The sequence below is a fragment of the Rheinheimera texasensis DSM 17496 genome, assembly GCF_000711985.1.
In the GTDB taxonomy this organism is placed as follows: domain Bacteria; phylum Pseudomonadota; class Gammaproteobacteria; order Enterobacterales; family Alteromonadaceae; genus Pararheinheimera; species Pararheinheimera texasensis.
Genome location: NZ_KL544007.1, coordinates 93187 through 116630 on the forward strand (window position 1 = coordinate 93187; position 23444 = coordinate 116630).

Consider the following 23444-nt stretch of genomic DNA (forward strand, 5'->3'; position numbering starts at 1 on the left):
TAAAGCCGGGACTTTACAGTCACCGGCTTTATTTATCTCGGCTGTTCAATGACAGCACGAATTATTTTTTTGTCAGGTAGTAGGGTAACCAGGTTTGCTCTTCAGCAGCGGTAAGCATGTTCATAACAACTTTCCTGTATCAGCATTAAGTCAAGCATTCGGTTGGGTTGATGTGTCTGGCACCAACGGATTGCATTTAATCATATTTCGATTCGAAAGTAAAAGTTATTTTGTAATGTTACATGTTGGGTTACAAAATTTTTGGCAGTGAAATTTGCCACCTTCAACGCAAAGGGCTGGTTTCGCGCTGTTTTATTGCTTAGGCTGGGCAAAAAAACGGAGTCTTTATGCGCTATTTTGCTTTTTTAGTATTGTTGTGCCCTTTATTCGCCAGTGCTGCTGTCGATTATCAGATCAGTATTACAGAGCCAGATCAACATCTGGCCGACGTCACTATCCGCTTGCCTGCAACACAAGCCGGGCCTTTTGAGCTGAAACTACCGGCCTGGCGCAGCGGCAAATATCAAATCCTCGATTTGGCCAACGGCGTGCGGCGGTTTGAAGCGCGTTTAGTGGATGGCGCACCGCTTCAGGTAGAAAAAACCGAAAAAAGTACCTGGCAACTGCAGGTGCCGGCGGTCGGGACTATCGAGGTGCGCTATCAGGTGTACGCCAACGAACTTAATCAGCGAACCCGGCATATTGACGATACGCATGCCTATATCAATGCGTCGGCTTACCTGATGTACCACGAGGCGCAGCGTAAAGAACCGGTGACTGTCAGTTTGCAGGTGCCGGCACAGTGGCGCAGCACATCCGGTATGATACGGACCGGTGCGCACAGCTTTAAAGCGGCGGATTATGACGTGTTAGCCGATTCACCAATTGAAACCGGCATCCATCAGAGTTTCAATTTTAAAGCCGATGGTCGTGATTACGAAGTGGTGTTCTGGGGACAGGGCAATTTTGACACGGCGCAAACAGTGAAAGATCTGCAGAAAATCGTGTTACAGGCCAGCAGTATCTGGCAGGGTTATCCATATCAAAATTACCTGTTTATCATCCATGCCGCCACTGGCGCACGCGGCGCCACAGAACACCTGAACTCGACCGTGATCCAGCGAGACCGCTTCAGCTTCCGTAAACGTGAACATTATCTGGAGTTCCTGTCGACTGCGGCACACGAGCTGGTGCACACCTGGAATGTAAAAGCCTACCGGCCCGCAGAGTTAGTGCCATACGACTACTTGCAGCCGAACTACAGCAAACTGCTGTGGATCTCGGAAGGTTCAACCAGCTATTTCCAGAATCAGTTGCTGTTACGGGCCGGCCTGATGACGCCCGAGGAGTTTTACACCGATCTCGCCAAACGGTTAAAACGTTTTGCCCGCACACCAGGACGTGAAATTCAGTCCGTGGCGCAAAGCAGTTTTGATAACTGGATAAGCCTGGGTGGCGACCACGCGGATAATTTCAGTGTGAACATTTACAGCGAAGGTTATTTGGTCAGCTGGATGCTGGACCATTTCCTGTTGAGTAACAGCGGTTTAAAGGCTAATTACCGCACTTTACACAATGAGTTGTATCAGCGGTTTGGTAAAACTACTGCTTTTACCGCTGCGGACGTGCAGCAGATTGCGCTGGATTTAACCGGCAAGTCGCTGCAGGAGTTCTGGGCTGGGCAGGTGGAAAGTCCGCTGGAACTGGATGCTGACACCATATTGAAAGCGGCAGGCTTGCAGCTGAGCAAACCCAAAGCCACAGAGCCGTTCACTGGCCTGACGGTACAGGCGCAGAAAGACCTGGCTGAAGTGATGAAGGTGGAACGCGGCTCACCGGCCTGGCAGGCTGATTTGTCAGTCGGCGACCAGATCATCGCGGTGAACGGCTTGCAGCTGCAGACTGAATTGGCGGAACGGTTAAAAGATTTCCCGGCTGACAGCGCTGTGACCCTGACGCTGTTCCGCGATGGCCGCCTGCTGGAGCGGATGCTGACGCCACAAACACAGCCGGCAGGTAACTGGCAAATCTTGCCAGTGGCTAAACCCAGCCGCCAACAGAAGGCTTATTATCAGGCCTGGCTTGGTATGGAACTGCCGGCAGCCAAATAATCTTCTTGTTGCAGTAAAAAGCCCGCAGTGCGGGCTTTTTACTTTTGAGCGTCAGAACTGTTATTGCCGGGTCAGACGAATATTCGGCGGCGTGTAGGGCACACTACTGCGCAGCGGATTAATATCCAGGCCACCACGGCGTGTATAGCAGGCATACACCGCCAGAAACTCAGGGGCCGCCAGGCGCCAGATATCAGTATAAATACGCTCAACACATTGTTCGTGAAATTCATTGTGCTGGCGGAAACTGATCAGATATTTAAGCAGGCTTTCGTGGCAAAGCGCCGGCCCTTTGTAGTGGATAAACACGCTGGCCCAGTCCGGTTGCGAGGTGATCAGGCAATTTGACTTCAGCAGGTGAGAATGTAACTTTTCTTCGACAATATTACCGGGCTCAGCCAGCTGCAATAAGTCGCCGTCGTACTGATACTGGTTGATTTCAATATCCAGCTCGTCGATACAACGCCCCGGGATCCAGGTCGGCTGAAACGCTACCAGTTCGTTAACATGATGAATAGTGACCACTACAGCTTTGCCGGCGCAGGCGGATAAATCCTGCTGCATGGTCTGATAGACCTGACTGATATCCCGAAACCGGGTCTGGTTAAAGCTATTTAAGTAAAGCTTAAAAGATTTGGATTCAATCAGGTTGGCGGAGTCATAAGGTACTGTCACCGTCAGCAAGGCTACCATGGGTTTGCCTTTGCTGTTAAGCCAGGACAACTCATACCCGTGCCAGATATCATGACCGACAAATGGCAGCGCAGCATCCGCCGGCAGGCCTATCGCATCCCGCGCCAGCTGGCGCGGCACCGGCTGTAACAAGCCGGCATCATATTGATCGGCATAAGCCGTCACTTTGCCAAGGCTCAGATGGGCCAGGGCGGCTTCAGTTTGTTTTGTCATGACAGATCCGAAAAGCATAAAATGATCAGAAGGCAACTTTGCCCAGTTTATCACAGGAAGCGTATATCGATGTCCGAGTTACAGCAGCAGTTACTGCAATTGGCACAACAATCCGAGGCTTTGGCACGGCAACGCGGCGAACAATGGCGGGCCTGGGCTGATCCAGCCGAATTATCACCGGCACAGTTCGGTGAAGTCATCGACGAACAAGTCGCCTGGTGGCCGGTCGTGCAAACGCAGCCTCTTGATTTTGCCGGCATTGAACAAGGCCTGGACCTGCCGCTACACCCGTCTATCAAAGAGTTCTACGCCGCTTTGTGGGGCGCGGATCTGCCGGTAGCCCATCCTCGTGGCCCCGCCAGTCTGTTATTACTCTGGCATTCCGGCGATTTTGTCCGCCTGCAACAGAATTTAATCGCCCATGTGTTGATGAAGCGCCGGCTGAAACAGCGCGAGACGTTGTTTTTTGCTGTGACGGACGAGGAAGATACAATGTTGTCCGTACTTAACAGCACAGGTGAAGTTTATCTGGAGCATACCGGGCAGGAGGTTAAGCAGCTGGTGGCCCCCGATTTACTGAGCTTTCTGCGCCAGCTGCAGCCGGTTTGACGCAGCAATTATCCCTGACACTGCCAGGCGATGTTGCTGACCAGCAAACAGCGGTCACAGCGAAAATCAAAACGGTGATGCCAGGGCTCAGGCAGTAACCATTCACCGCCACACCCCGGACAGCGACGCTGAGTCTCCGTGTCGCAGTCGGTGCTGCTGCCACGGTACAAGGCGTAATACACCGGTTTAGCGATGCGCCGGCTGATGCTGCGCGCAAAGGCACGGCCCTGACGGTTGAGCTTGCTGCCAAAGTTTTGTAACGCGCGTTCTGCGGGTTGCAGCAATATACTGTTTTGCTGCATCTGCACTTCATCCAGCGCCTGGTATTGTAACTGCCAGCGGATTAAATCCTCAAAGCCGGTGTCCACGCCAAAACGGTACAAGGGTACAGGAGCAAAGTGCTCTGCGCAGTAAAGCACCGAGTTCATTTGCGCAAAGCGGCAATACAGGATGTATTGCTCTGCACTCGGGCAGGGATCTGTATGATTCGACATCAAATCTACGCCGGCGATTTCTGCTTTGGGATACGACAGCCCGGCTTGCTGCAAGGCGTGCAGGGCTTGTCGGCCAGCATCGCTGTGATGGGCCATCAACAGGGCATCCTGAGCAGGCAGCACAACGCGGCTGACAAAATGCTCCTGCTGCAGCACAGTTGGAAATTCCCTGCCAAGGATCTGGCCCTGAAAAATCAGTGCTTCCAGATAATGACGAATGGCCGCTTCAGCGGCGTCATAGCTGGTATCTCCGATGACTCTGAAATATAAATCCGCGGCGAACATCAGTGTTTGCTCTGTAACAGCTGCAGGATTAAATCCAGCTTTTGTTCAAGCCTGGCGATATCGGCCTGCAAATCTGGTGGGGTGGCGACCACAGCTTGTTCAGCAGGGGAGTCTGCAGGTTGCGGCTGTTGTTGCATTGGGCTACCTTGCGCGCGCCAACTTTGGTAAGCGCTGAACAGTTCAGTTGGGTTGATCCCTCCACCCAGGCGGGCTCTGACCAGTGCCAGACTGGGGGATTTGCCTTCCTGCTGCAGTTGGCTGGCGATGGCACTGATTCTGCTCAGTAATGTGTTCATCAGGTTTCGTTACATTGGCTAAATATTGGTTTAATTTACCACTTTTAATTTTACGTATGCGAGTGTGCTGATTTAAGTTGTTGATATGAAATGATTTAAATGTTGGCATTCCCCTTGCTGTCCGGTTTTATCAATTCAGCTACCGAATTGTTTGTTCAAAATATAAGGAAAATATATGCACGCATTTATCAAATTAGTCACCGCAGTTGCAGTGATCAGCAGTTTATCCGGGTGTGTTGTTGCTGTGGGTAATGACGATTTTGACGATGATGACGATGGTAATAACTGGCGTAAAACTCAGCAATACAACCAGAACTACGTCAGCACGTTAAAAACCGGCACTGATATTGGTGCGGTGAGACAAAACCTCGGCACGCCGGCATTCAGCGAGTCTTTTAACAAACAAGGCGAAACCGTAGAAGTGCTGTTCTATCGCACCCACCACAGTCACAGTGATGGCATGACCAGCAAAGATGAATGTACTGCATTGATCTTTAAACGCGGCTTATTAGTTGGTTGGGGCGATAAAGCCTACCAGAATCTGTAAGCAGCAAAGTCCGTATCAAAGCCGGGCGAGTGAACAAAACCTTGCCCGGCTTTTCACATTGCGCTGATGCCGATACAAACTTGCAGTTCTGTTTTGCCCTGCTATCGTCAGTGAATTGATCACAAGGGGCGTGGCATGACTAGTAACATTTCGTTGGACCTCTCTAAGTGTCGTATTGAACAACTTAACGCCGAACAGCTGCGGCAGGCCAGTTCGATTTTATACAGTGCCTATCATGACGACCCGCTTTTTATGCAGATTTTTCAGGCCGATAAGCCTGATTTTGAAGCTCGTTTACGCGCTGCTATCCGGGAAGAAATTGCCACATTCTGGGATAAACAACAGCCGGTGCTCGGTATGTTTTTCGAGGAGCAGTTACTCGGCGTCGCCTGTCTGACTAAACCGGATGCCGGTTTCCAGGGCGAGCGTTTGTGGCATTGGCGACTGAAAATGTTGTTAACTGCAGGGTATTTATCCAGCCGCCAAATGCTGGAAAAAGAGAAAAAAGTCCACGAAGCCATGCCGGCAGCTTCTTACCATATGCTGGCGTTTATTGCGCGTAACCCCGCTTATTATCATCCTGACGCCATGAGTCACTTCCTGAACGCTATTGACTACTGGGTTGACCAGCACCCGCTTTCTGAAGGCGTTGGTGTTTTTGTCACGCTGGACAAATACCTGCCTTTTTTCCATCAGGACCAATATCAGGTAGTCGGACAACTTGACTTCCAAAAGGTCAGCGGTAAATTGCTGTTTAGAAAACGGCAACAATTGCAGGAATCCTGATGACAGGGCAATCATTCAAAACTTTTAAAGAGTTCTACCCTTATTACCTGCAGGAACATCAGCAGCCACTATGCCGTGCTTTGCACTATTGTGGCAGTACGCTGGTGTTATTGATCCTGACCTACGCCATTGTTACCGCACAGTTTCAGTGGTTGTGGCTGATGCCTGTTGCCGGATATGGCTTTGCCTGGGTTGGGCATTTTTTTGTTGAACACAACAAACCTGCGACTTTCCGTTATCCGTTTTACAGTCTGTTGGGGGACTGGGTCATGTACGCAGAGTTTCTCAGTGGCCGGCTAGCGTCCAGCCTGGCGGCGTCAGACCCGGAACGGCGGTAGTTTAAAGTCGGCCAGGCGTAAGCCCTTCATCCACAGCTCTGCCTGATAACGGCTTTCACCATCACCGCTGAAATCAATCAGATATAAAGTCCGTAAACCTTTGCGCTCATTGAGTTTTACCCAACGATGACCATCTCTGGCACAGTCCAGAAACTGTACTTGCTGCTGCTGACAAAGCTGCCGGGCCAGCGCTGTGGCGCGCTCGTCCTGTCGGCGTTGGATTAAAAACAGATAAGTGACCAGCATCAGCGCCAGTAACACAAGAATTGAACTCATAGTGGTTCCTCCTGGCTCCGATCATGTGGCTGATGACCTGCAAAAGCAAGCCTTGTGCTAAAATCCGCCGCCTTTCTTGCTGGGAGTTTCAGATGAAGTATCAACAAACTCAACACTTATTACTGGCGATCGAACGCGAACTACGCCAGTTGCAATGGTGGACGTCAACACCGCCCAGTGCCGATGCACTGGCCAGCCAGGCGCCTTTTTGTTGCGATACTATGCCACTGCAGCAATGGCTGCAGTATGTGCTGCTGCCACGAATGCAGGCACTGATTGATGCACAGTTACCGCTGCCGGCTCAAATCAGCATTTGCCCGATTGCCGAAATCGCTTTTGCCGAGTCAGGCGCTGCGGCCTGGCCATTAATTAATCTGCTTGGTGAATTGGATGAATTGCTCAGCGGCAAAAGGGAGCAAAGCATTGCAAGAGTCTGAAGCGAAGCCGCCGCTGGAGATCCTCTATCAGGATGAGTGGCTGGTTGCTGTGAATAAACCGGCCGGCATGCTGGTGCATCGTTCTTTTTTGGATAAACATGAAACCGAGTTTGTCATGTTGCGCCTACGTGACCAGATTGGAAAGCATGTGTTTCCGCTGCATCGGCTGGACAGACCCACTTCTGGGGTGCTGTTGTTTGGGTTGTCTTCTGATATCGCCAGGCAAATGGGCGAACAACAACATCTATGGCAAAAGACTTATCTGGCAGTTGTGCGCGGCCATCTGAAAGAGGCGCTGCTGCTGGACTATGCACTGAAAGAGCAATTGGATGCCATTGGCGATAAATTTTCACGTACAGATAAAGCAGCGCAATCCGCACAATCGGCCATCTGGCCGCTCGAGCATATCGAATTGCCCTACGCGGTAGGGCGTTATGCCACTGCCCGCTACAGCCTGTTAGCCTTACAACCCTTAACCGGGCGTAAACATCAACTGCGCCGGCACTGTGAACACCTGTTTCATCCGATTATTGGCGACACCACGCACGGTGACGGCAAACACAATCAGCTGTTCCGGCAGCAGTTTGACTGCAAGCGCTTAATGTTGCACGCGGCCCATTTGTGTTTTCGTCATCCGGTCACAGGGCAAGATGTAGTGATCCATGCCGGACTGCGCGATTTTGCCATGGTGTTGTCGCAACTTGGCTTTGCGTTTGATGAAGTTGCCGCAGCCAACAGTTTGACTGCGCTTAATGCCCGGTCATTGGCCATCAGGAGTGATCCGCCCTGTGATGCTGCGACATCAGGGCGCTGAATGAGGGGTTTTATCAGTTTCAGACTGAGTTTATGTTCGTTCAAACCGAATATCGCATATTTTTGTTAATTGGTCTCAGTCTGTTAACCTGAATTATGTTAATTAATGATAAATAAATGAGAAATTTAATATAAATCAATTTTTTTGTTTCACCACAGGTTATGTGTATTGGTTTATTTAAAAGCAATTTAAATACAATGACTTAATTTGGCTTTTCATGTGGGGGAAAGGTCGGATTTAAACAATTTAACGTGGCAATTTCTTACCTTATTTGTGAATCATTGTCATTTGAATGAAAATTTTACGCAGAATTTTCATTTTTTTTGCCCATTTCAGTACCTTTAAAGGGTAATTTGTTGATGTACAGAATCAGTCTGTTCGTGGTAATAGTAAAAAAGGAACGGAAAGTTCCTGGATAACAACAAATTGGAGAATAAGAAATAATGAAATCCAACAATGGAACATGGCGCTTCAAGCGCTCGCTGGCGGCCCTGGCGGTCTCTGCGATCCTGGGTGTGGCCGGTTCAGCCTACGCTGCTGATACCTCAAATTTAACTGGTAGCGTGACGGGTGCCGCTCCTGGTTACAAAGTCAAAGCTTCAGACCCAAAAACTGGCTTTAGCCGTGAAATTCAACTGGATGGCACTGGTACTTTCCGTTTCAGTCAGCTGCCGGTTGGTAGCTATGTGGTCACTATCGAAAAAGACGGCAAAGTCGTCGCACAAGATAATATCCGCTTAGCGCTGGGTTCTAACTCTGTCGCCCGTTTCGAATTAAATCGCCCGACTGACGGTACTGAAGTGATTCAGGTCACCGGCGCCCGCGTTGTCGCAGTGGATTTAAGCTCTACTGACTCAGGCCTGGTATTAGGCGAAGTTGAAATCGATAAACTGCCGGTTGCCCGCAACTTAACTGCCATTCAGCTGTTAGCGCCTGGTGCAGTGAAAGGTGATTCACGCTTTGGTAACACTGCATCATTTGCAGGTTCTTCAGTTGCAGAGAACTCCTGTTATATCAACGGCCTGGAAGTAACTAACACCCGTCAGGGTTTAGGTTGCGGTTCTGTGCCATTTGAATTCTACAAAGAATTCCAGGTGAAGACCGGTGGTTACTCGGCTATGTATGGTCGCACCACAGGTGGTGTGACTAACGCCATTACCAAAAGCGGTACTAACGATTGGGAATTTGGCTTCACAGCCTACCATCAGCCTGGCAGCTTAGCGGGCGAAGGTAAAAAATCTTACGCGCAACAAGGCAGCAGCGAAGTTTTCTACGATTCAACCCAAGACGAGCTGACGCAAACCGATTACTCGTTGTCTGCTGGCGGTGCGTTAATCGAAGATAAACTGTTTTTCTACGGCATTATTAACCCGCGTTCGACTGACGACCGCTTCACCACAGGCAATTCACGTTTTGCTGTTACAAACGGTGTGCGTGAACAGAAAGCCAGCGGCGGTGATAACCTGTTCTGGGGCAGTAAAATTGACTGGGACATCGTCGATGGCCATCGTTTGAGCCTGTTTGGTTATTCAGACCGTCGTGATGTCAGTGAGCGCAACTGGCGTTATAACGCGCAAACCGGTGTTCAGGGCGTCGAAACCGGTGCTTTCACTCGGTCTCGCGGTGGCGATATTATGAGCGCCAGCTATGTTGGTAACATCACTGACGACCTGACAGTATCTGCATTGTGGGGCAATATCGAAACGCAATATACCGATACTCCTGCTGTGACTGATTGTCCGACCATCACCGATAACCGCACTACAGGCCAACCTAAAGCTGTGCAGTGTGGTTCTGGCGGTACTATTGGCGTGAACTACGACGACAACACGCAAATTCGTTTTGACGTTGAATACAACCTGGAATTCTACGGCAACCACACGCTGAAAGTCGGTTTAGATAAACAAGACCGTCAGTCTAAACAAACTACTGCGCCAGTCGGCGGCCATGCGTATACCTATGTAACAATTGCGCCAAATGGTGCGGTGCAGGGGAATAATGGTGTGTTATTCCGTAACACCTCAGGTGCACCAAAAGATTATGTACGTGACCGGATCTTCGCTGGTGGCGGTGAGTTCTCTTCTGACTTATCTGCGTACTATCTGGAAGACAACTATCAGGTCAATGACCAGCTGATGTTAAGCATTGGTCTGCGTCAGGACCACTTTATCAATACCGGTGTGACCGGCGTTGATTTTGCTGATATTAAAACAGACTGGGCACCACGTTTAGGCTTTACCTATGACCCAACAGGCGAAGGCACTTCCAAAATCTTCGCAACCTGGGGCCGCTATTATCTGCCTATTCCAAACAACACCAACTACCGCGCGGCTGGTGGTATTTCTGACTCAACCACTTATTACACCTTCACTGGCGTAAACGCTTCCAATGGTGCGCCAACGGGCTTAACACCGGTCAATGGTACTGCTGAGAATTCGCGTGTAGTGAATAGTTTCCCGGTAGAACTGCGTAAAGAAGCCTTCCAGGCTGAAGAAGCAGAACCATTTGCCAAAGATGAGTTGATTGTGGGCTATGAAACGCAAATCAATGACGATTTGACCGGTTCAGTCCGTGGTATTTTCCGTGAAGTCAGTACAGCTCTTGATGACTTCTGTGGTCCTACAGCTCCAGCATGCGTGATTTTAAACCCTGGTAAAGGTGGTACCTGGTGGCAGGATGCGGATCACGACGGCGTACCTGATCCAGGTTCTCGCAAATACTATACTGCTGCGGAAATTGCGTTGCCTGAAGCGAAAAACGAATATTTAGGCTTACAAACTGAGCTGAAATATCGTGGCGAAAAATTCAGTGGCTCAGTGATTTATACCTGGTCACGCAGCTATGGTAACTTCGAAGGTGCAGTGAAATCAGATATCGCGCAAGCTGATGCTGGTATCACCCAAGACTTCGACTTCCCGGCTGTAATGGATGGTTCAGATGGTTACCAGCCAAATGACCGTCGCCATGTACTGAAAATGTTCGGTAGCTACGCAGTGACTGAAGACCTGGATGTTGGTTTTAACGCCACATTGTCCAGCGGCAAGCCAGTCAGCGCCTTTGGTCAGGGTTACCCAAGTGATGACCCACTGCTGTACGGTAGCTACGGTGATACCTTCTACCACTACACCAACCAATGTCCTGATGCCAATGGCAATGGCAAGTGTGAACAGTCTGAAAAAGTGTATACCTTCCATCCACGGGGTTCAGCAGGCCGTACGCCATGGACTTTCAACGTGGATATGAGTGTTGGTTATAACTTCAATGTCTCTGGCGTGGACATGCGTGCTTCTGTTGATGTGTTTAACATCCTTGATATCCAGGAAGTGACAGCAGTCAACGAGCACTATGAAAACTCCAGTTCTGAAGGTACTTTTAACCGTTTCTACGGTCAGGCGATGGGCTGGCAAGCACCACGTACTGTACGTTTTGGAATTACCGGCAATTTCTAAACGTAGTTAAAAAAATCTCCCTGAATAAAAAACCCGGCAATTGCCGGGTTTTTCTTTTCCAACATTTTTATCAATCAATACTGCGCAGCAGGGCATTAATGCCTACTTTGGCGCGGGTTTGAGCATCAACTTTTTTCACGATAATAGCCGCATACAGGCTGTGGGTGCCGTCTTTGGACGGGATTGAACCCGGCACAACAACAGCACCAGCTGGTACACGTCCATAAGTGATTTCGCCGGTTTCGCGGTCGAAAATCCGGGTGGACTGGCTGATGTAAACGCCCATCGACAACACTGCACCTTCTTCAACGATCACGCCTTCAACAACTTCAGAGCGGGCACCGATAAAGCAGTTGTCTTCGATAATGGTTGGGTTGGCTTGCAGTGGTTCTAACACACCGCCGATACCAACACCGCCGGACAAATGCACGTTTTTACCGATTTGCGCGCACGAACCAACAGTCGCCCAGGTATCGACCATAGTGCCTTCGCCGACATAAGCGCCGATATTGACGTAGGATGGCATCAACACCACGTTTTTCGCGATATAACTGCCTTTACGCACAGCAGCAGGCGGCACCACACGCACGCCTTCAGCGACAAACTGTTCATGGCTGTAGCTGGCGTATTTCATCGGTACTTTGTCAAAAAAACGGTTTTCAGCACCGTCCATCACCTGATTGTCGTTGATACGAAACGACAGCAAGACCGCTTTTTTCAGCCATTGGTGAGTCACCCATTCGCCGGAAATTTTTTCGGCAACGCGCGCCTGACCAGCATCGAGCAGGGCGATAGCGTTGTTGACGGCCTGGCGGACTTCGTCACTGACGGTGGATGGAGTGATCGACAAGCGGTCTTCAAATGCTTGTTCGATAATGCTTTTTAAATCAGACATGGTGGTTCTTCAGCCTTCTGTAACATCTGTGAGTTGTTCCACCAGCACCCGGCGTAAAATTGCCTGCTCATCGGCTGACAACGCCTGGTCCTCGCGGGTTGAAATCATAAAAAAGTCTTCGGCACGTTCGCCGATGGTGGTGATTTTTGCAGCGTGAATATTGATCTCACACTGCGCAAACACCTGACCAATAGTGGCCAGCAAACCCGGCATATCGAGTGCAGCCAATTCCAGCATCGTCCGGTGCTTGTTTTTACCCGGTAAAAACACCACTTTGGGCGGCACATGGAAGGCTTTGAGCTGTTTGTTCACGCGAACTTTGGCACTGAGTACCAAATCAGGTTGGCCAATTGCCTGTTCCAGCGCTTTTTTGATGCTTTGAATACGTGAGGTGGAGGTCACCGCATTGCCGTTTTGCTCCAGCACGACAAAAGTATCCATGGCATAACCATCTTTGTTGGTCATGATTTGTGCATCAAAGATACTGACTTTTTTACTGTCGAGTGCCGCCACCATCCGGGCGAACAGCTTTGGCTGGTCAGCGGTATACACAAAGATCTGCGTGCCGCCGCGCATTGCTGTGGGGCTGACTAATACCATCGGCTTGCTGAGATCTGTGTGCGCCAGCAGGTTTTCGCTGTGCCAGGCAATCAGTTTTGGATTATACCGGGCAAAATAATCGGCTTTAAATTTGGCCCACAGCGGCGAAACTTGCTGCTCGCTGATGCCGCTTTCGGCTAGCAGCCTTAAAGCTTCAGTCTGGTGTTCGCGGATTTGATCGCGCAGATCCATCGGTTTTTCCAGACCGCGGCGGAAGGCTTTTTGGGTGCCGAGATAAAGTTCACGCAGCAACGAGCCTTTCCAGTCGTTCCACAAGTTGTCATTGGTGGCGCGGATGTCGGCCAGTGTCAGGCAATACAGGTAATTCAGCCGGGTTTCGTCGCGGACTTTGTCGGCGAATTCGGCGATCACGGCAGGATCGTGAATATCGCGGCGCTGCGCTGTGACCGACATCAGCAGGTGCTGCTCGACCAGCCAGACAATCAGTTTGGTATCAAATTCGCTGAGTTTGTGCATCTTGCCAAACTCGCGGGCGTCGATGGCGCCGAGTTCTGAGTGGTCACCACCGCGGCCTTTAGCGATATCGTGGAAAATACCGGCTAAATACAGTAGTTCCGGTTTTTCCAGCCGTTTGACGATATCAGTGCAAAGCGGAAACTCATTGGCGAATTCCGGTTCAGTGTAACGATGCAGATTCTTCAGCAAACGGTGCGTATGCTCATCGACTGTGTAAGCGTGGAACAAATCAAACTGCATCTGGCCGACAATATTACGCCAGGCTGGAAGATATGCCGCCAGAATGCCATGGCGGTGCATCAGCGTAATAGCACGGTCCATGCCCTGCGGGTGTCGAATGATCGCCATAAACAAATCACGGCAACCCTGATAATCCTGCAAATCGCCCATCAGCCGGCGCCGCACCTGGCGCAGCAGCCGCAGCGTTTCGGAGTGGATGCCCTGGATATTCGGTTGTTCGGCGATATGCCAGAATAGTTTCAGAATGTTTTCACGCCGGGCGAATACCGCTTTATCCGAGGCATAGATTAAGTGGCCATGTTGCTCGAACACTTCATCGAGCTTTTGCACTTTAAATTTGCTGTGGCTTTTCAGGATGTTGCCTTCAAAATGCTGCAACAGCATTTCGTTCAGTTCGCTGACGCGCTGCACAGTACGGAAAAATCGTTTCATCATCCGTTCGACTGAGGCTTTGCCGTCATCGCCAAAACCGAGCCAACGGGCCACGGCCGGCTGATAATCAAACAAAATACGGTTTTCATTGCGGCCGGCTTCCAGATGCAAAGCAAAGCGCATCTGCCATAAATAAGCCTCACACTCCATCAGTTCCTGATATTCATCTTCAGTCAAATAATGGTGCGCAACCAGTTCACGCATGGTGCGGGTACGGAAGTGTTTTTTTGCCACCCAGCCAACAGTCTGAATATCACGCAGGCCACCCGGGTTGGCTTTTAAATTCGGTTCAAGGTTGTAGGCAGTACCGTGATATTGCGCATGACGGCCTTGTTGCTCGTGGCGTTTGGCCTGGAAGAAATCTTTGCTTGGCCAGAAACTGTCTTTGCTGACTTCCAGCGCCAGCTGTTCAAACAACTGTTGATTGCCGCTGAGGAAACGCATTTCCATCAGGTTAGTTGCAATAGTGATGTCTTCGCGGCCGAGCGTTAGCGTCTCTTTAATAGTGCGCACGCTGTGACCGACTTCGAGGCGTAAATCCCAAAGAATGGTGACGAACTGACCGATTTGCTCCTGCTGCTCACGGCTCAAGCGTGATTCAGTCAGGATCAGCAAATCAATGTCGGAGTAGGGGTGGAGTTCGCCACGGCCGTAACCGCCAACGGCGATTAAGGTCAGGCCTTTATGCTGCTGCAACTGATAATGGCGCCACAGCTGCTGCAGCACCTCGTCGATAAAACGGGCGCGGGCCCGCACCAGTGTCGCCACACTTTGCGTGGCAGAAGCGACTTTCAGCCAGTCGAGAAAGTCACTGAAATGTTTTTTATAACCGTCGAGGGTAAACTGGCCCGGGACTGTTTTTTCAAAGACCATAGCCGTTGTCATGCGCTGTTACCCTGTGCTGACAGGGCGCGCGCTCAGGCGTCCGCTGTCAGGATCCGCTCAATAGTGTCATCTGATCGCAACGTCAGAATTTCACAACCCGTGTCCGTCACCACGATAGTGTGCTCGAACTGCGCAGATAAACTACGATCTTTCGTTACAACCGTCCAGCCGTCTTTCAGTAATTTACTGTGGCGTTCACCAGCGTTGACCATAGGTTCAACGGTCAGGCACATGCCGGTTTTTAACACGTCGCCGGTACCAGGCCGGCCGTAGTGCAGTACTTGTGGATCTTCATGGAAGATTTCGCCGATTCCGTGACCGCAATATTCACGCACGATGGAGTAGTTGTGTTTTTCCGCATGCACCTGAATCACGTGGCCGATATCGCCAAGGCGCGCGCCATTTTTCACTTTCTTCAGGCCCAGATACAGACATTCTTGCGTCACGCGGATCAGCCGCTCCGCCAGAATACTTGGCTTGCCAACTACAAACATTTTTGACGTGTCGCCATGAAAGCCATCTTTAATCACCGTGATGTCGATATTGACGATGTCGCCGTCTTTGAGCACTTTGTCATCCGCCGGAATGCCGTGACAAATCACATGGTTGACTGAGGTGCAAATCGATTTGGGGAAACCGTGGTAGTTCAGCGGTGCCGGGATGGTTTTTTGCACATTGACCATATAGTCGTGGCAAATGCGGTCCAACTCGCCAGTCGTCACGCCCGGCTTGACATAAGGCTCGATCATTTCCAGCACTTCTGCGGCCAGACGGCCTGCAATTCGCATTTTTTCGATTTGTTCCGGGGTTTTGATCGTGGCGGCCATCAGGTTCTCTCTGCTGTAAAACTACACAATTCATTGTGTTTGCGGGGCGCCTATGGTATAAAGCGCGCCGCAATTTGGCAAATAAAGCCGACGAAATTCTGCAAAGATCAGTCAGCGTCACAATTGCACAACCAAACTTAAGTTAAACAACACACATACATCGTCACATAAACCGGGGTGCTGAAGCATGCTTCAGTCGGATTTATGGGGTGTATGGAGGCCTAACCCCTTACTAAGGAATTACTCAAATGGCTAAAGTTTCAATGCGCGATATGCTCCAGGCGGGCGTACATTTCGGTCACCAAACCCGTTACTGGAACCCAAAAATGAAGCCTTTCATTTTCGGCGCCCGTAACCGCGTTCATATCATCAACCTGGAAAAAACTGTTCCAATGATGAACGACGCACTGACTTTCATCCAGTCAGTGGCTGCGAAGAAAGGCAAAATCCTGTTCGTAGGTACCAAACGCGCTGCTTCTGAAGCAATCAAAGACGCTGCAAAACAAGCTGATCAGTACTACGTCAACCACCGCTGGTTAGGCGGTATGCTGACTAACTGGAAAACTGTGCGTCAGTCCATCAAACGTTTAAAAGACCTGGAAGCTCAGAGCCAGGACGGTACTTTCGACAAGCTGACCAAAAAAGAAGCTCTGGACCGTACCCGTGAAATGGACAAACTGGAGAAGAGCTTAGGCGGTATCAAAGATATGGGCGGTCTGCCAGACGCTCTGTTCGTTATCGATGCTGACCATGAACACATCGCGATCAAAGAAGCTAACAACCTGGGTATTCCAGTAGTTTCTATCGTTGATACCAACTCTGATCCTAAAGGTGTTGATTTTGTTATCCCAGGTAACGATGACGCGATCCGCGCTATCCAGCTGTACCTGAGCGCCGTAAACGCTGCTATCGCAGAAGGCCGTGATAAAAACATCGAAGTTCAGGCAGAAGCCGACAACTTCGTTGCAGCTGAGTAATACAGCTGTATGGGGTCTGTCATCTGATTGACCCCATTCACCTTTTAATCTGACAGGGGCATTGCCCCTGTTTGTCTAACCCGATTGAAACGAGGAATTCCCCATGGCCGTAACTGCCGGTATGGTTAAAGAATTACGCGAGCGCACTGGCGCTGGCATGATGGACTGCAAAAAAGCCTTAGAAGAGACCAACGGTGATATCGAAGGCGCAATCGAATTAATGCGTAAAAACGGTCAGGCCAAAGCTGCCAAGAAAGCAGGCCGGATCGCTGCTGAAGGTACTGTACTGACTCGCGTTGGTAACGGTTACGCAGTTGCAATCGAATTTAACTGTGAAACAGATTTCGTTGGCCGTGACGCCAACTTCCTGGCATTTGCTAATGCCGCTGCTGATCTGGCTCACGCCAACAAGCTGTTCACTGTAGAAGCCTTAAGTGCTGCTTCTCTGGGCGACGCTACTGTTGAAGAAGCGCGTGCGACGCTGGTTGCTAAGATCGGTGAAAACATCGCTATCCGCCGTATCTCTGTTGCCCAGGGCGACGTGATCGGTCAGTACACACACTCAGGCCGTATCGGCGTGTTAGTGGTACTGGAAGGTGGTAATGAAGAAGTGGCCAAAGACGTTGCAATGCACGTTGCTGCAAACAACCCTTCATTCCTGACTCCAGATTCAGTTCCGGCTGAAGTTGTAGCAAAAGAGCAGGAAATCCAGATCGAAATCGCTATCAACAGCGGTAAGCCAAAAGAAATCGCTGAGAAGATGGTTGCTGGCCGGATGACTAAGTTCACTGGCGAAGTATCTCTGACTGGTCAGCCATTCGTGAAAGACCCAGCCATCACTACTGGTGACTTCCTGAAGCAACACGGCGCGAAAGCTGTCAGCTTCATTCGTCTGGAAGTAGGCGAAGGCATCGAGAAGCAGGAAACTGACTTCGCAGCTGAAGTTGCTGCTCAAATCGCTGCAGCGAAGAAATAATCGCGCTTCAGCATGCTGCTGAAACCGACTACACTAACCGCGACTGGCTTGCCAGCCGCGGTTTTTTTTAAGTGAAACCTGTGCAAACTTCGGTGAATCCGTTAGTCCCGCCACAGCTGTTTCATTGCATTCTAAGTATTTAACTGACCAGCACAATGGGGATCCTATGAGCATCAATCCAAAACCTACCTACAGAAGAATCCTGTTAAAACTCAGTGGTGAGGCCCTGATGGGCGATGAAGGCTTTGGTATTGATCCCAAAGTGCTGGACCGGATGGCTGCTGAAATCAAAGAGCTGGTTGAACTGGGCATTCAGGTTGGTATCGTGATTGGCGGTGGCAACATTTTCCGCGGTGAAGGCTTAGCCAAAGCTGGTATGAACCGCGTGGTCGGCGACCATATGGGCATGTTGGCGACCGTGATGAACGGCCTGGCGATGCGCGATGCGCTGCACCGTGCTTTTGTCAACGCCCGTCTGATGAGTGCATTTCCACTGAATGGCGTGTGTGACAACTACAGCTGGGCTGAAGCTATCAGCCTGCTCAAATCCGGTCGTGTGGTGATTTTCTCTGCCGGTACCGGCAATCCATTTTTTACGACAGATTCTGCAGCCTGTTTACGCGGCATTGAAATTGAAGCCGACGCGGTATTAAAGGCAACTAAAGTAGACGGCGTCTATTCTGCAGATCCGGTGAAAGACCCTACAGCGACACTGTACAGTAGTCTGACTTATGACGAAGTATTGTCAAAAGAGTTAAAAGTCATGGACTTAGCGGCATTCACTCTGGCGCGCGACCACAACCTGCAAATCCGCGTGTTTAACATGAACAAACCAGGCGCACTGAAGCGCGTGACGATGGGTGAAGCTGAAGGTACAGTGATCGACCACGCTGAAAATTTACAGTAAACTACCGGCACTTTTTCGAGCCGAAAGTACGCGAAGGAACAACCAAGTGATCAACGATATTCTGCAAGACAGCAAAACCCGGATGGAAAAAAGCGTTGAAGCGCTGAAAAGCCAACTGTCAAAAATCCGCACCGGCCGTGCTCATCCGAGCCTGCTTGATGGTATTCAGGTTTCTTATTACGGTGTGGATACACCACTGCGTCAATGCGCCAACGTATCTGCTGAAGACTCCCGCACCCTGATGATCACGGTCTTTGATCGTTCTATGATTCAGGCGGTGGAAAAAGCCATTATGCAATCTGACCTGGGGTTAAACCCGATTGGTGCCGGCACCAGTATCCGTGTGCCGTTACCAGCACTGACGGAAGAGCGTCGCCGTGACCTTGTCAAAGTGGTGCGTGGTGAAGCTGAAGGCGCCCGCGTTGCGGTGCGCAACATCCGTCGTGATGCCAACGCCGACTTTAAAGCGTTACAAAAAGACAAGGAAATCAGTGAAGACGATGAACGCCGCGCAGTGGATGAAGCGCAGAAGCTGACAGACTTGTTCATCAAGAAAATTGATGAAGTTCTGGCAGCAAAAGAAAAGGAACTCATGGAAGTCTGATGACTGTCCATGGCTGATGGAAAGCGCCGTGCAGACCCCTTCGCGGCGCTTTTTTGTTGATAAAAACAGCATTTAATGCGGAAATCTCGACGGATGACAATTTCAAGCACGACGATGGATCAGGCGCTGCCCCGACATGTTGGCATCATTATGGATGGCAACGGTCGCTGGGCTGAACGGCAAGGCAAACCACGGGTTTGGGGCCACAAAAAAGGTGTCGACGCTGTGCGTCGTGCTGTCAGTTTTTGCCGCCGGCTGAATATTCCTTCGTTAACTCTGTTTGCTTTTAGCAGCGAAAACTGGCGCCGGCCGGAAGATGAAGTCAGCAGTCTGATGGAACTCTTTATGTTTGTGCTGCAAAAAGAAATCAAACTGCTGCATAAAAATCAGGTCCGATTAAAAATCATCGGTGATTTATCGCGTTTCAGCACCAAGTTACAAATAAAAATCGCTGAAGCTGAGTCTTTGACCGCTGGCAATACCGGGCTAACTCTGAACGTAGCCGCCAACTATGGTGGGCGCTGGGATATTGCTCAGGCCGCGCAACAACTTGCCCGTCAGGTCGCAGCCGGTACTTTGCAGGCCGATGACATCGACGAAAAATTACTCGCCAGCCATATCCAAATGCACGACCAACCGGAACTGGACCTGATGATCCGTACCGGTGGTGATATCCGCATCAGCAATTTTTTGCTGTGGCAGGCTGCCTATGCGGAGTTGCTTTTTATTGATACCTTATGGCCAGATTTTGACGATCAGGTGTTTGCTGACGCTATTGCCAGTTTTGTCAGCCGCGAACGTCGTTTTGGCTGCACCGGTGCGCAAATTCGCGAGCTGGCCGCAGCAACTGTACAAGGATAACGATTTTGTTTAAACAACGGGTGATCACAGCGTTAGTGCTGGCACCGCTGGCGCTTGGCGCGGTGTTTTATTTACCGCCAGTCGGCTTTGCTATTTTTCTTGCAACTGCTTTTTCAGTCGCAGCCTGGGAGTGGGCCGGCTTTTGTGGCTGGCATACCCTGAGCAGTAAAACCGCTTTTACTACATTAATCGCTGTGTTGTATGGCGTGGTATACCTCGCAACACCGGCCGCTTTGCACTGGCCGGTTCAAAGTAATTACACCGTTGAGGCGCTGTTGTGGCTTGGTGTGATCTGGTGGTTAGTTGCCGTCTTGTTGGTTTTGAGCTTTCGCAAGTCCCAACAGCTGTGGGCGCAGTCCCGATTGATTAAAATCTTCATGGGCGTGTTAACCCTCGTGCCCAGTTTCACAGCAATCTGGCTGGTGCGTCAGGTCAATTACGAACAGTCGAGTTTTACCGGTGCCTGGCTGATTTGCCTAATGTTAGGCCTGGTCTGGGCTGCGGATATTGGCGGTTATGTCATTGGTAAACCTTTTGGCAAACACAAATTAATGCCGGACGTGAGTCCAGGCAAGACGCTGGAAGGTTTTGCCGGCGGTCTGGTTTTTGTGCTGTTGTTGGTAACCGCCGTCGCCGCCAGTCAGCAATGGCCAGAGCAAACCATGCTGTGGTTCGGTGCTGCAGTGATCCTGACTATTTTGTCAGTGTTTGGTGATTTATCGGAAAGTATGTTTAAACGCGTTGCCGGTCTTAAAGACAGCGGCAGTATTTTCCCAGGCCACGGCGGCATGTTAGACCGCATCGACAGTCTGACCGCGACTGCACCGTTGTTTGCCATTTTTGTCGCGCTGTTTGGTGGCTTCTGATGCCTAAGCAGGTGGTCATTTTAGGTGCGACCGGTTCTATTGGTTGTAGCACGCTGGATGTTGTCGCGCAGCATCCTGAGTTGTATCAGGTATTGGCGCTGACCGGCGGAAAACGCGTCGATGTGCTGCTGCAGCAATGTATTCAGTTCAGACCGCGTTTTGCAGCCTTAACAGATGCAGCAGATGCCGCTGAATTGCGCCGGCAACTGCAACAAGCTGGTGTTAAGACCGAAGTGTTTAGTGGTGCTCAGGCGCTGGCTGATCTCGCAGCGCATCCGGATGCTGATATCGTCATGGCCGCTATTGTCGGTGCAGCCGGTTTGTTACCAACCCTTGCTGCCGTCAAAGCCGGCAAAACAGTGTTGCTGGCCAATAAAGAAGCGCTGGTGATGAGCGGCGAGTTGTTTATCCGTGCGGTACAACAACATGGCGCTACCTTGCTGCCCATCGACAGTGAGCACAATGCCATTTTCCAGTGTCTGCCAGCGACCTTGCAGCAACATTGTTATCAAAGCCAACTGGCGGGCGCAGGGATTGCCAAAATCCTTCTGACTGGCAGTGGTGGTCCATTCCGACAGAAGCCCCTCACTGAATTTGACCTCATCACGCCGGAACAGGCGGTTGCGCATCCAAACTGGAGCATGGGCAAAAAGATTTCGGTCGACAGTGCGACCATGATGAACAAAGGCCTGGAATTTATCGAAGCGCGCTGGTTGTTTAATTGCGCGGTCAGCGATATTCAGGTGGTTATCCATCCGCAAAGTATTATCCATTCGATGGTGCAATATACCGACGGCTCTGTGCTGGCACAGCTTGGTAATCCGGATATGCGCACACCTATCGCCCATGCCCTGGCGTTCCCCGAGCGCATCGCGTCCAACGTTAAACCGCTGAACTTCTTTGATGTGCCGGCTTTTACCTTTGAAGCGCCGGATTATGGTCGTTATCCTTGTTTATTGTTGGCGCAGCAGGCCTGTGCCGCCGGGCAGGGCGCAACCACGGCGTTAAACGCCGCGAACGAAATTGCGGTTGAAGCTTTTCTAAACCGCCAAATCCGTTTTCCGGAAATCGCTGCGCTCAACGCGCGGGTACTGGCGCATTTTTCCGCCAGTAAAGTGGCCGAACTCGAAGAGATTCTGGCGCTGGATGCGCAGGCCCGTACTTATTCGCAGTTGTTGTTGAAGGATTTCGTCTGATGCCTGATTTTCTGTGGAATTTGCTTAGTTTTGTGGTTGCGCTGGGTTTGCTGGTGACAGTGCACGAATTTGGCCATTTTTGGGTAGCGCGTAAAAACGGCATTCTGGTGAAGCGTTTTTCGATTGGTTTTGGCAAGACGTTGTTCAGCTGGCGCGATAAACAAGGCACTGAATTTGTCATTGCTGCTATTCCGCTTGGCGGTTATGTACGGATGCTGGATGGCCGCGTCGACCCGGTGTTACCGCAGTTTGCCGACTTAGCCTTTGACAGCAAAACAGTGCCGCAGCGCATGGCAGTGATAGCTGCCGGCCCTGTCGCCAATTTCCTGTTTGCCATTTTTGCGCTGATGCTGATGTATCTGATTGGTGTGCCGAGTTTGCGTCCGGTGGTGGCGGAAGTCGCCCCGGATTCGATTGCGGCCAGAGCTTATGTACCGAACCAGCAGATCATTGCGGTCAATGGCGAAACAGTACAGGACTGGCAGGGTGTGCAGCTGCTATTACTCGAACAGATTGGACGCGACAGCGTGACGCTGACGCTGGCGGATGATATCGACAGCCCTGGTGCTGATGTACAGCTGGATTTAACCGGCTGGAAGTTTGACCCTGAACATGATTCGGTGTTCGGTAGTCTTGGCATAGTGCCTGTGCAAGCCCGACCTTTGCTGGAAGTGGGGCAGGTGCAGCCGAACAGCCCTGCAGCAGCAGCCGGATTGCAATTAGACGACAAACTGCGGGTACTCGAAGGTGTTGCGTTGACCGACTGGGCCAGTATGGTCAAAGTGATCCAAAACAGCCCGGGCAAGACGCTGACGCTGCTGATTGAGCGGGGCGGTCAGCCGATGACGCTGAGCGTCACGCCGGCCTCACAACAAACCGCTGATGGTTTCCATCAGGGCTTTTTGGGGGTGTCACCGAAAGTAAAACCGGTCGACCCTCAATATATCCGCACGCTGCAATACGGCCCGTTCGAAGCAGTCTGGCAGGGCGTGCAAAAAACCTGGCAACTAGTGCGCTTAAGTTTTTCGATGGTTGGCAAACTGATTTTCGGCGATGTATCGGTGAAACATTTAAGCGGGCCAATTTCGATTGCGCAGGGCGCCGGTAGCAGTGCCGACCTCGGTTTGATTGCGTTCTTGTCCTTTCTGGCCTTAATCAGCGTTAATCTCGGCGTGGTAAATTTACTGCCGCTGCCTATTTTGGACGGCGGCCATTTAATGTATCTTGTCGTGGAACTAATACGCGGCAGGCCGGTCTCTGAGAAAGCGCAGGAGACAGGTTTTAAAATCGGAGCCTTCGTTCTGCTGATGTTAATGGGAATTGCGCTGCTCAACGATATTTCTCGTTTGTAAT

General features: G+C 50.7%; 23 protein-coding genes. 16 read left to right on the forward strand and 7 right to left on the reverse strand.

What is annotated here, in order from left to right; genetic code table 11:
• The first annotated feature begins 347 nt into the window (after positions 1-347).
• The gene (locus tag Q399_RS0119595; protein ID WP_031571588.1) at positions 348-2111 is read left to right on the forward strand and encodes a M61 family metallopeptidase; all 1764 of its coding nucleotides are present in this window, start codon (positions 348-350) and stop codon (positions 2109-2111) included.
• 60 nt (positions 2112-2171) lie between these two features.
• Here the strand turns inward: Q399_RS0119595 and queF are convergent, their stop codons facing one another.
• A complete protein-coding gene (gene queF, locus Q399_RS0119600) occupies positions 2172-3017 on the reverse strand; it encodes an NADPH-dependent 7-cyano-7-deazaguanine reductase QueF (RefSeq protein WP_031571591.1) in 846 nt (281 codons plus the stop codon).
• 69 nt (positions 3018-3086) lie between these two features.
• On the opposite strand from queF, the gene syd reads away from it, so the two are divergent.
• Positions 3087-3626, forward strand: coding sequence for a SecY-interacting protein (syd, locus tag Q399_RS0119605; RefSeq protein ID WP_051686194.1), 540 nt, complete (start codon positions 3087-3089; stop codon positions 3624-3626).
• 8 nt (positions 3627-3634) lie between these two features.
• Here syd and Q399_RS0119610 read toward each other — a convergent pair whose 3' ends face one another.
• Entirely contained in the window at positions 3635-4405 is a 771-nt protein-coding gene (locus Q399_RS0119610; protein ID WP_031571595.1) for a DUF2310 family Zn-ribbon-containing protein, read from the reverse strand.
• Entirely contained in the window at positions 4405-4701 is a 297-nt protein-coding gene (locus Q399_RS0119615) for a DNA-binding protein (RefSeq protein ID WP_031571597.1), read from the reverse strand. Before Q399_RS0119615 ends, Q399_RS0119610 begins: the two co-directional genes overlap by 1 nt.
• A 175-nt stretch (positions 4702-4876) precedes the next feature.
• Between Q399_RS0119615 and Q399_RS0119620 the strand changes: the two genes are divergently transcribed.
• The 3 genes from Q399_RS0119620 to Q399_RS0119630 all read left to right on the forward strand — a co-directional run bounded on the left by Q399_RS0119620 (position 4877) and on the right by Q399_RS0119630 (position 6372).
• Positions 4877-5248: a DUF3192 domain-containing protein gene (locus Q399_RS0119620; protein ID WP_031571599.1), complete on the forward strand. Its 372-nt coding sequence runs from the start codon at positions 4877-4879 to the stop codon at positions 5246-5248.
• Between the two features lie 135 nt (positions 5249-5383).
• Positions 5384-6034, forward strand: a complete 651-nt coding sequence (locus Q399_RS0119625; protein ID WP_031571600.1) for a hypothetical protein — start codon at positions 5384-5386, stop codon at positions 6032-6034.
• Entirely contained in the window at positions 6034-6372 is a 339-nt protein-coding gene (locus Q399_RS0119630; RefSeq protein WP_031571603.1) for an Mpo1-like protein, read from the forward strand. Before Q399_RS0119625 ends, Q399_RS0119630 begins: the two co-directional genes overlap by 1 nt.
• On the opposite strand, the gene Q399_RS0119635 is transcribed toward Q399_RS0119630, so the two are convergent.
• Positions 6352-6648 (reverse strand): DUF3301 domain-containing protein, encoded by a 297-nt coding sequence (locus Q399_RS0119635; RefSeq protein WP_031571605.1) that lies wholly within the window; start codon positions 6646-6648, stop codon positions 6352-6354. The two genes, Q399_RS0119630 and Q399_RS0119635, sit on opposite strands and share 21 nt — an antisense overlap.
• A gap of 92 nt (positions 6649-6740) precedes the next feature.
• Here Q399_RS0119635 and Q399_RS0119640 point away from each other — a divergent pair, with 92 nt between their 5' ends.
• From Q399_RS0119640 to Q399_RS0119650, 3 genes are all read left to right on the forward strand, one after another.
• Positions 6741-7085 (forward strand): YqcC family protein, encoded by a 345-nt coding sequence (locus Q399_RS0119640; protein WP_031571607.1) that lies wholly within the window; start codon positions 6741-6743, stop codon positions 7083-7085.
• Positions 7072-7899, forward strand: coding sequence for a tRNA pseudouridine(65) synthase TruC (gene truC, locus Q399_RS0119645; RefSeq protein ID WP_245612940.1), 828 nt, complete (start codon positions 7072-7074; stop codon positions 7897-7899). Before Q399_RS0119640 ends, truC begins: the two co-directional genes overlap by 14 nt.
• Before the next feature lie 443 nt (positions 7900-8342).
• Positions 8343-11348, forward strand: a complete 3006-nt coding sequence (locus tag Q399_RS0119650) for a TonB-dependent receptor (RefSeq protein WP_031571611.1) — start codon at positions 8343-8345, stop codon at positions 11346-11348.
• A gap of 70 nt (positions 11349-11418) precedes the next feature.
• Here Q399_RS0119650 and dapD read toward each other — a convergent pair whose 3' ends face one another.
• From dapD to map, 3 genes are read right to left on the reverse strand one after another with little or no spacing between them, the layout of a single operon-like run.
• On the reverse strand, positions 11419-12243 hold the full coding sequence (gene dapD, locus Q399_RS0119655) for a 2,3,4,5-tetrahydropyridine-2,6-dicarboxylate N-succinyltransferase (protein ID WP_031571612.1): 825 nt from the start codon (positions 12241-12243) through the stop codon (positions 11419-11421).
• A gap of 9 nt (positions 12244-12252) precedes the next feature.
• The gene (glnD, locus tag Q399_RS0119660; protein ID WP_031571613.1) at positions 12253-14877 is read right to left on the reverse strand and encodes a [protein-PII] uridylyltransferase; all 2625 of its coding nucleotides are present in this window, start codon (positions 14875-14877) and stop codon (positions 12253-12255) included.
• A gap of 32 nt (positions 14878-14909) precedes the next feature.
• Entirely contained in the window at positions 14910-15704 is a 795-nt protein-coding gene (gene map / locus Q399_RS0119665) for a type I methionyl aminopeptidase (RefSeq protein ID WP_031571615.1), read from the reverse strand.
• Between the two features lie 248 nt (positions 15705-15952).
• Here map and rpsB point away from each other — a divergent pair, with 248 nt between their 5' ends.
• From rpsB to rseP, 8 genes are all read left to right on the forward strand, one after another.
• The gene (rpsB, locus tag Q399_RS0119670) at positions 15953-16681 is read left to right on the forward strand and encodes a 30S ribosomal protein S2 (RefSeq protein WP_031571617.1); all 729 of its coding nucleotides are present in this window, start codon (positions 15953-15955) and stop codon (positions 16679-16681) included.
• Between the two features lie 103 nt (positions 16682-16784).
• Entirely contained in the window at positions 16785-17657 is an 873-nt protein-coding gene (tsf, locus tag Q399_RS0119675) for a translation elongation factor Ts (RefSeq protein ID WP_031571619.1), read from the forward strand.
• A gap of 166 nt (positions 17658-17823) precedes the next feature.
• Positions 17824-18564 (forward strand): UMP kinase, encoded by a 741-nt coding sequence (pyrH, locus tag Q399_RS0119680; protein ID WP_031571621.1) that lies wholly within the window; start codon positions 17824-17826, stop codon positions 18562-18564.
• A gap of 46 nt (positions 18565-18610) precedes the next feature.
• On the forward strand, positions 18611-19168 hold the full coding sequence (gene frr / locus Q399_RS0119685; RefSeq protein ID WP_031571623.1) for a ribosome recycling factor: 558 nt from the start codon (positions 18611-18613) through the stop codon (positions 19166-19168).
• Positions 19169-19261: 93 nt separating this feature from the next.
• Positions 19262-20029, forward strand: coding sequence for a polyprenyl diphosphate synthase (gene uppS, locus Q399_RS0119690; protein WP_106389015.1), 768 nt, complete (start codon positions 19262-19264; stop codon positions 20027-20029).
• Between the two features lie 5 nt (positions 20030-20034).
• Entirely contained in the window at positions 20035-20895 is an 861-nt protein-coding gene (locus Q399_RS0119695) for a phosphatidate cytidylyltransferase (RefSeq protein WP_031571627.1), read from the forward strand.
• The gene (gene ispC, locus Q399_RS0119700) at positions 20892-22091 is read left to right on the forward strand and encodes a 1-deoxy-D-xylulose-5-phosphate reductoisomerase (RefSeq protein ID WP_211253421.1); all 1200 of its coding nucleotides are present in this window, start codon (positions 20892-20894) and stop codon (positions 22089-22091) included. Before Q399_RS0119695 ends, ispC begins: the two co-directional genes overlap by 4 nt.
• Positions 22091-23443 carry a sigma E protease regulator RseP gene (gene rseP, locus Q399_RS0119705; RefSeq protein WP_031571630.1) on the forward strand — a complete coding sequence of 451 codons (1353 nt, stop codon included), beginning with the start codon at positions 22091-22093 and terminating at the stop codon, positions 23441-23443. Before ispC ends, rseP begins: the two co-directional genes overlap by 1 nt.
• Position 23444: the final 1 nt, after the last annotated feature.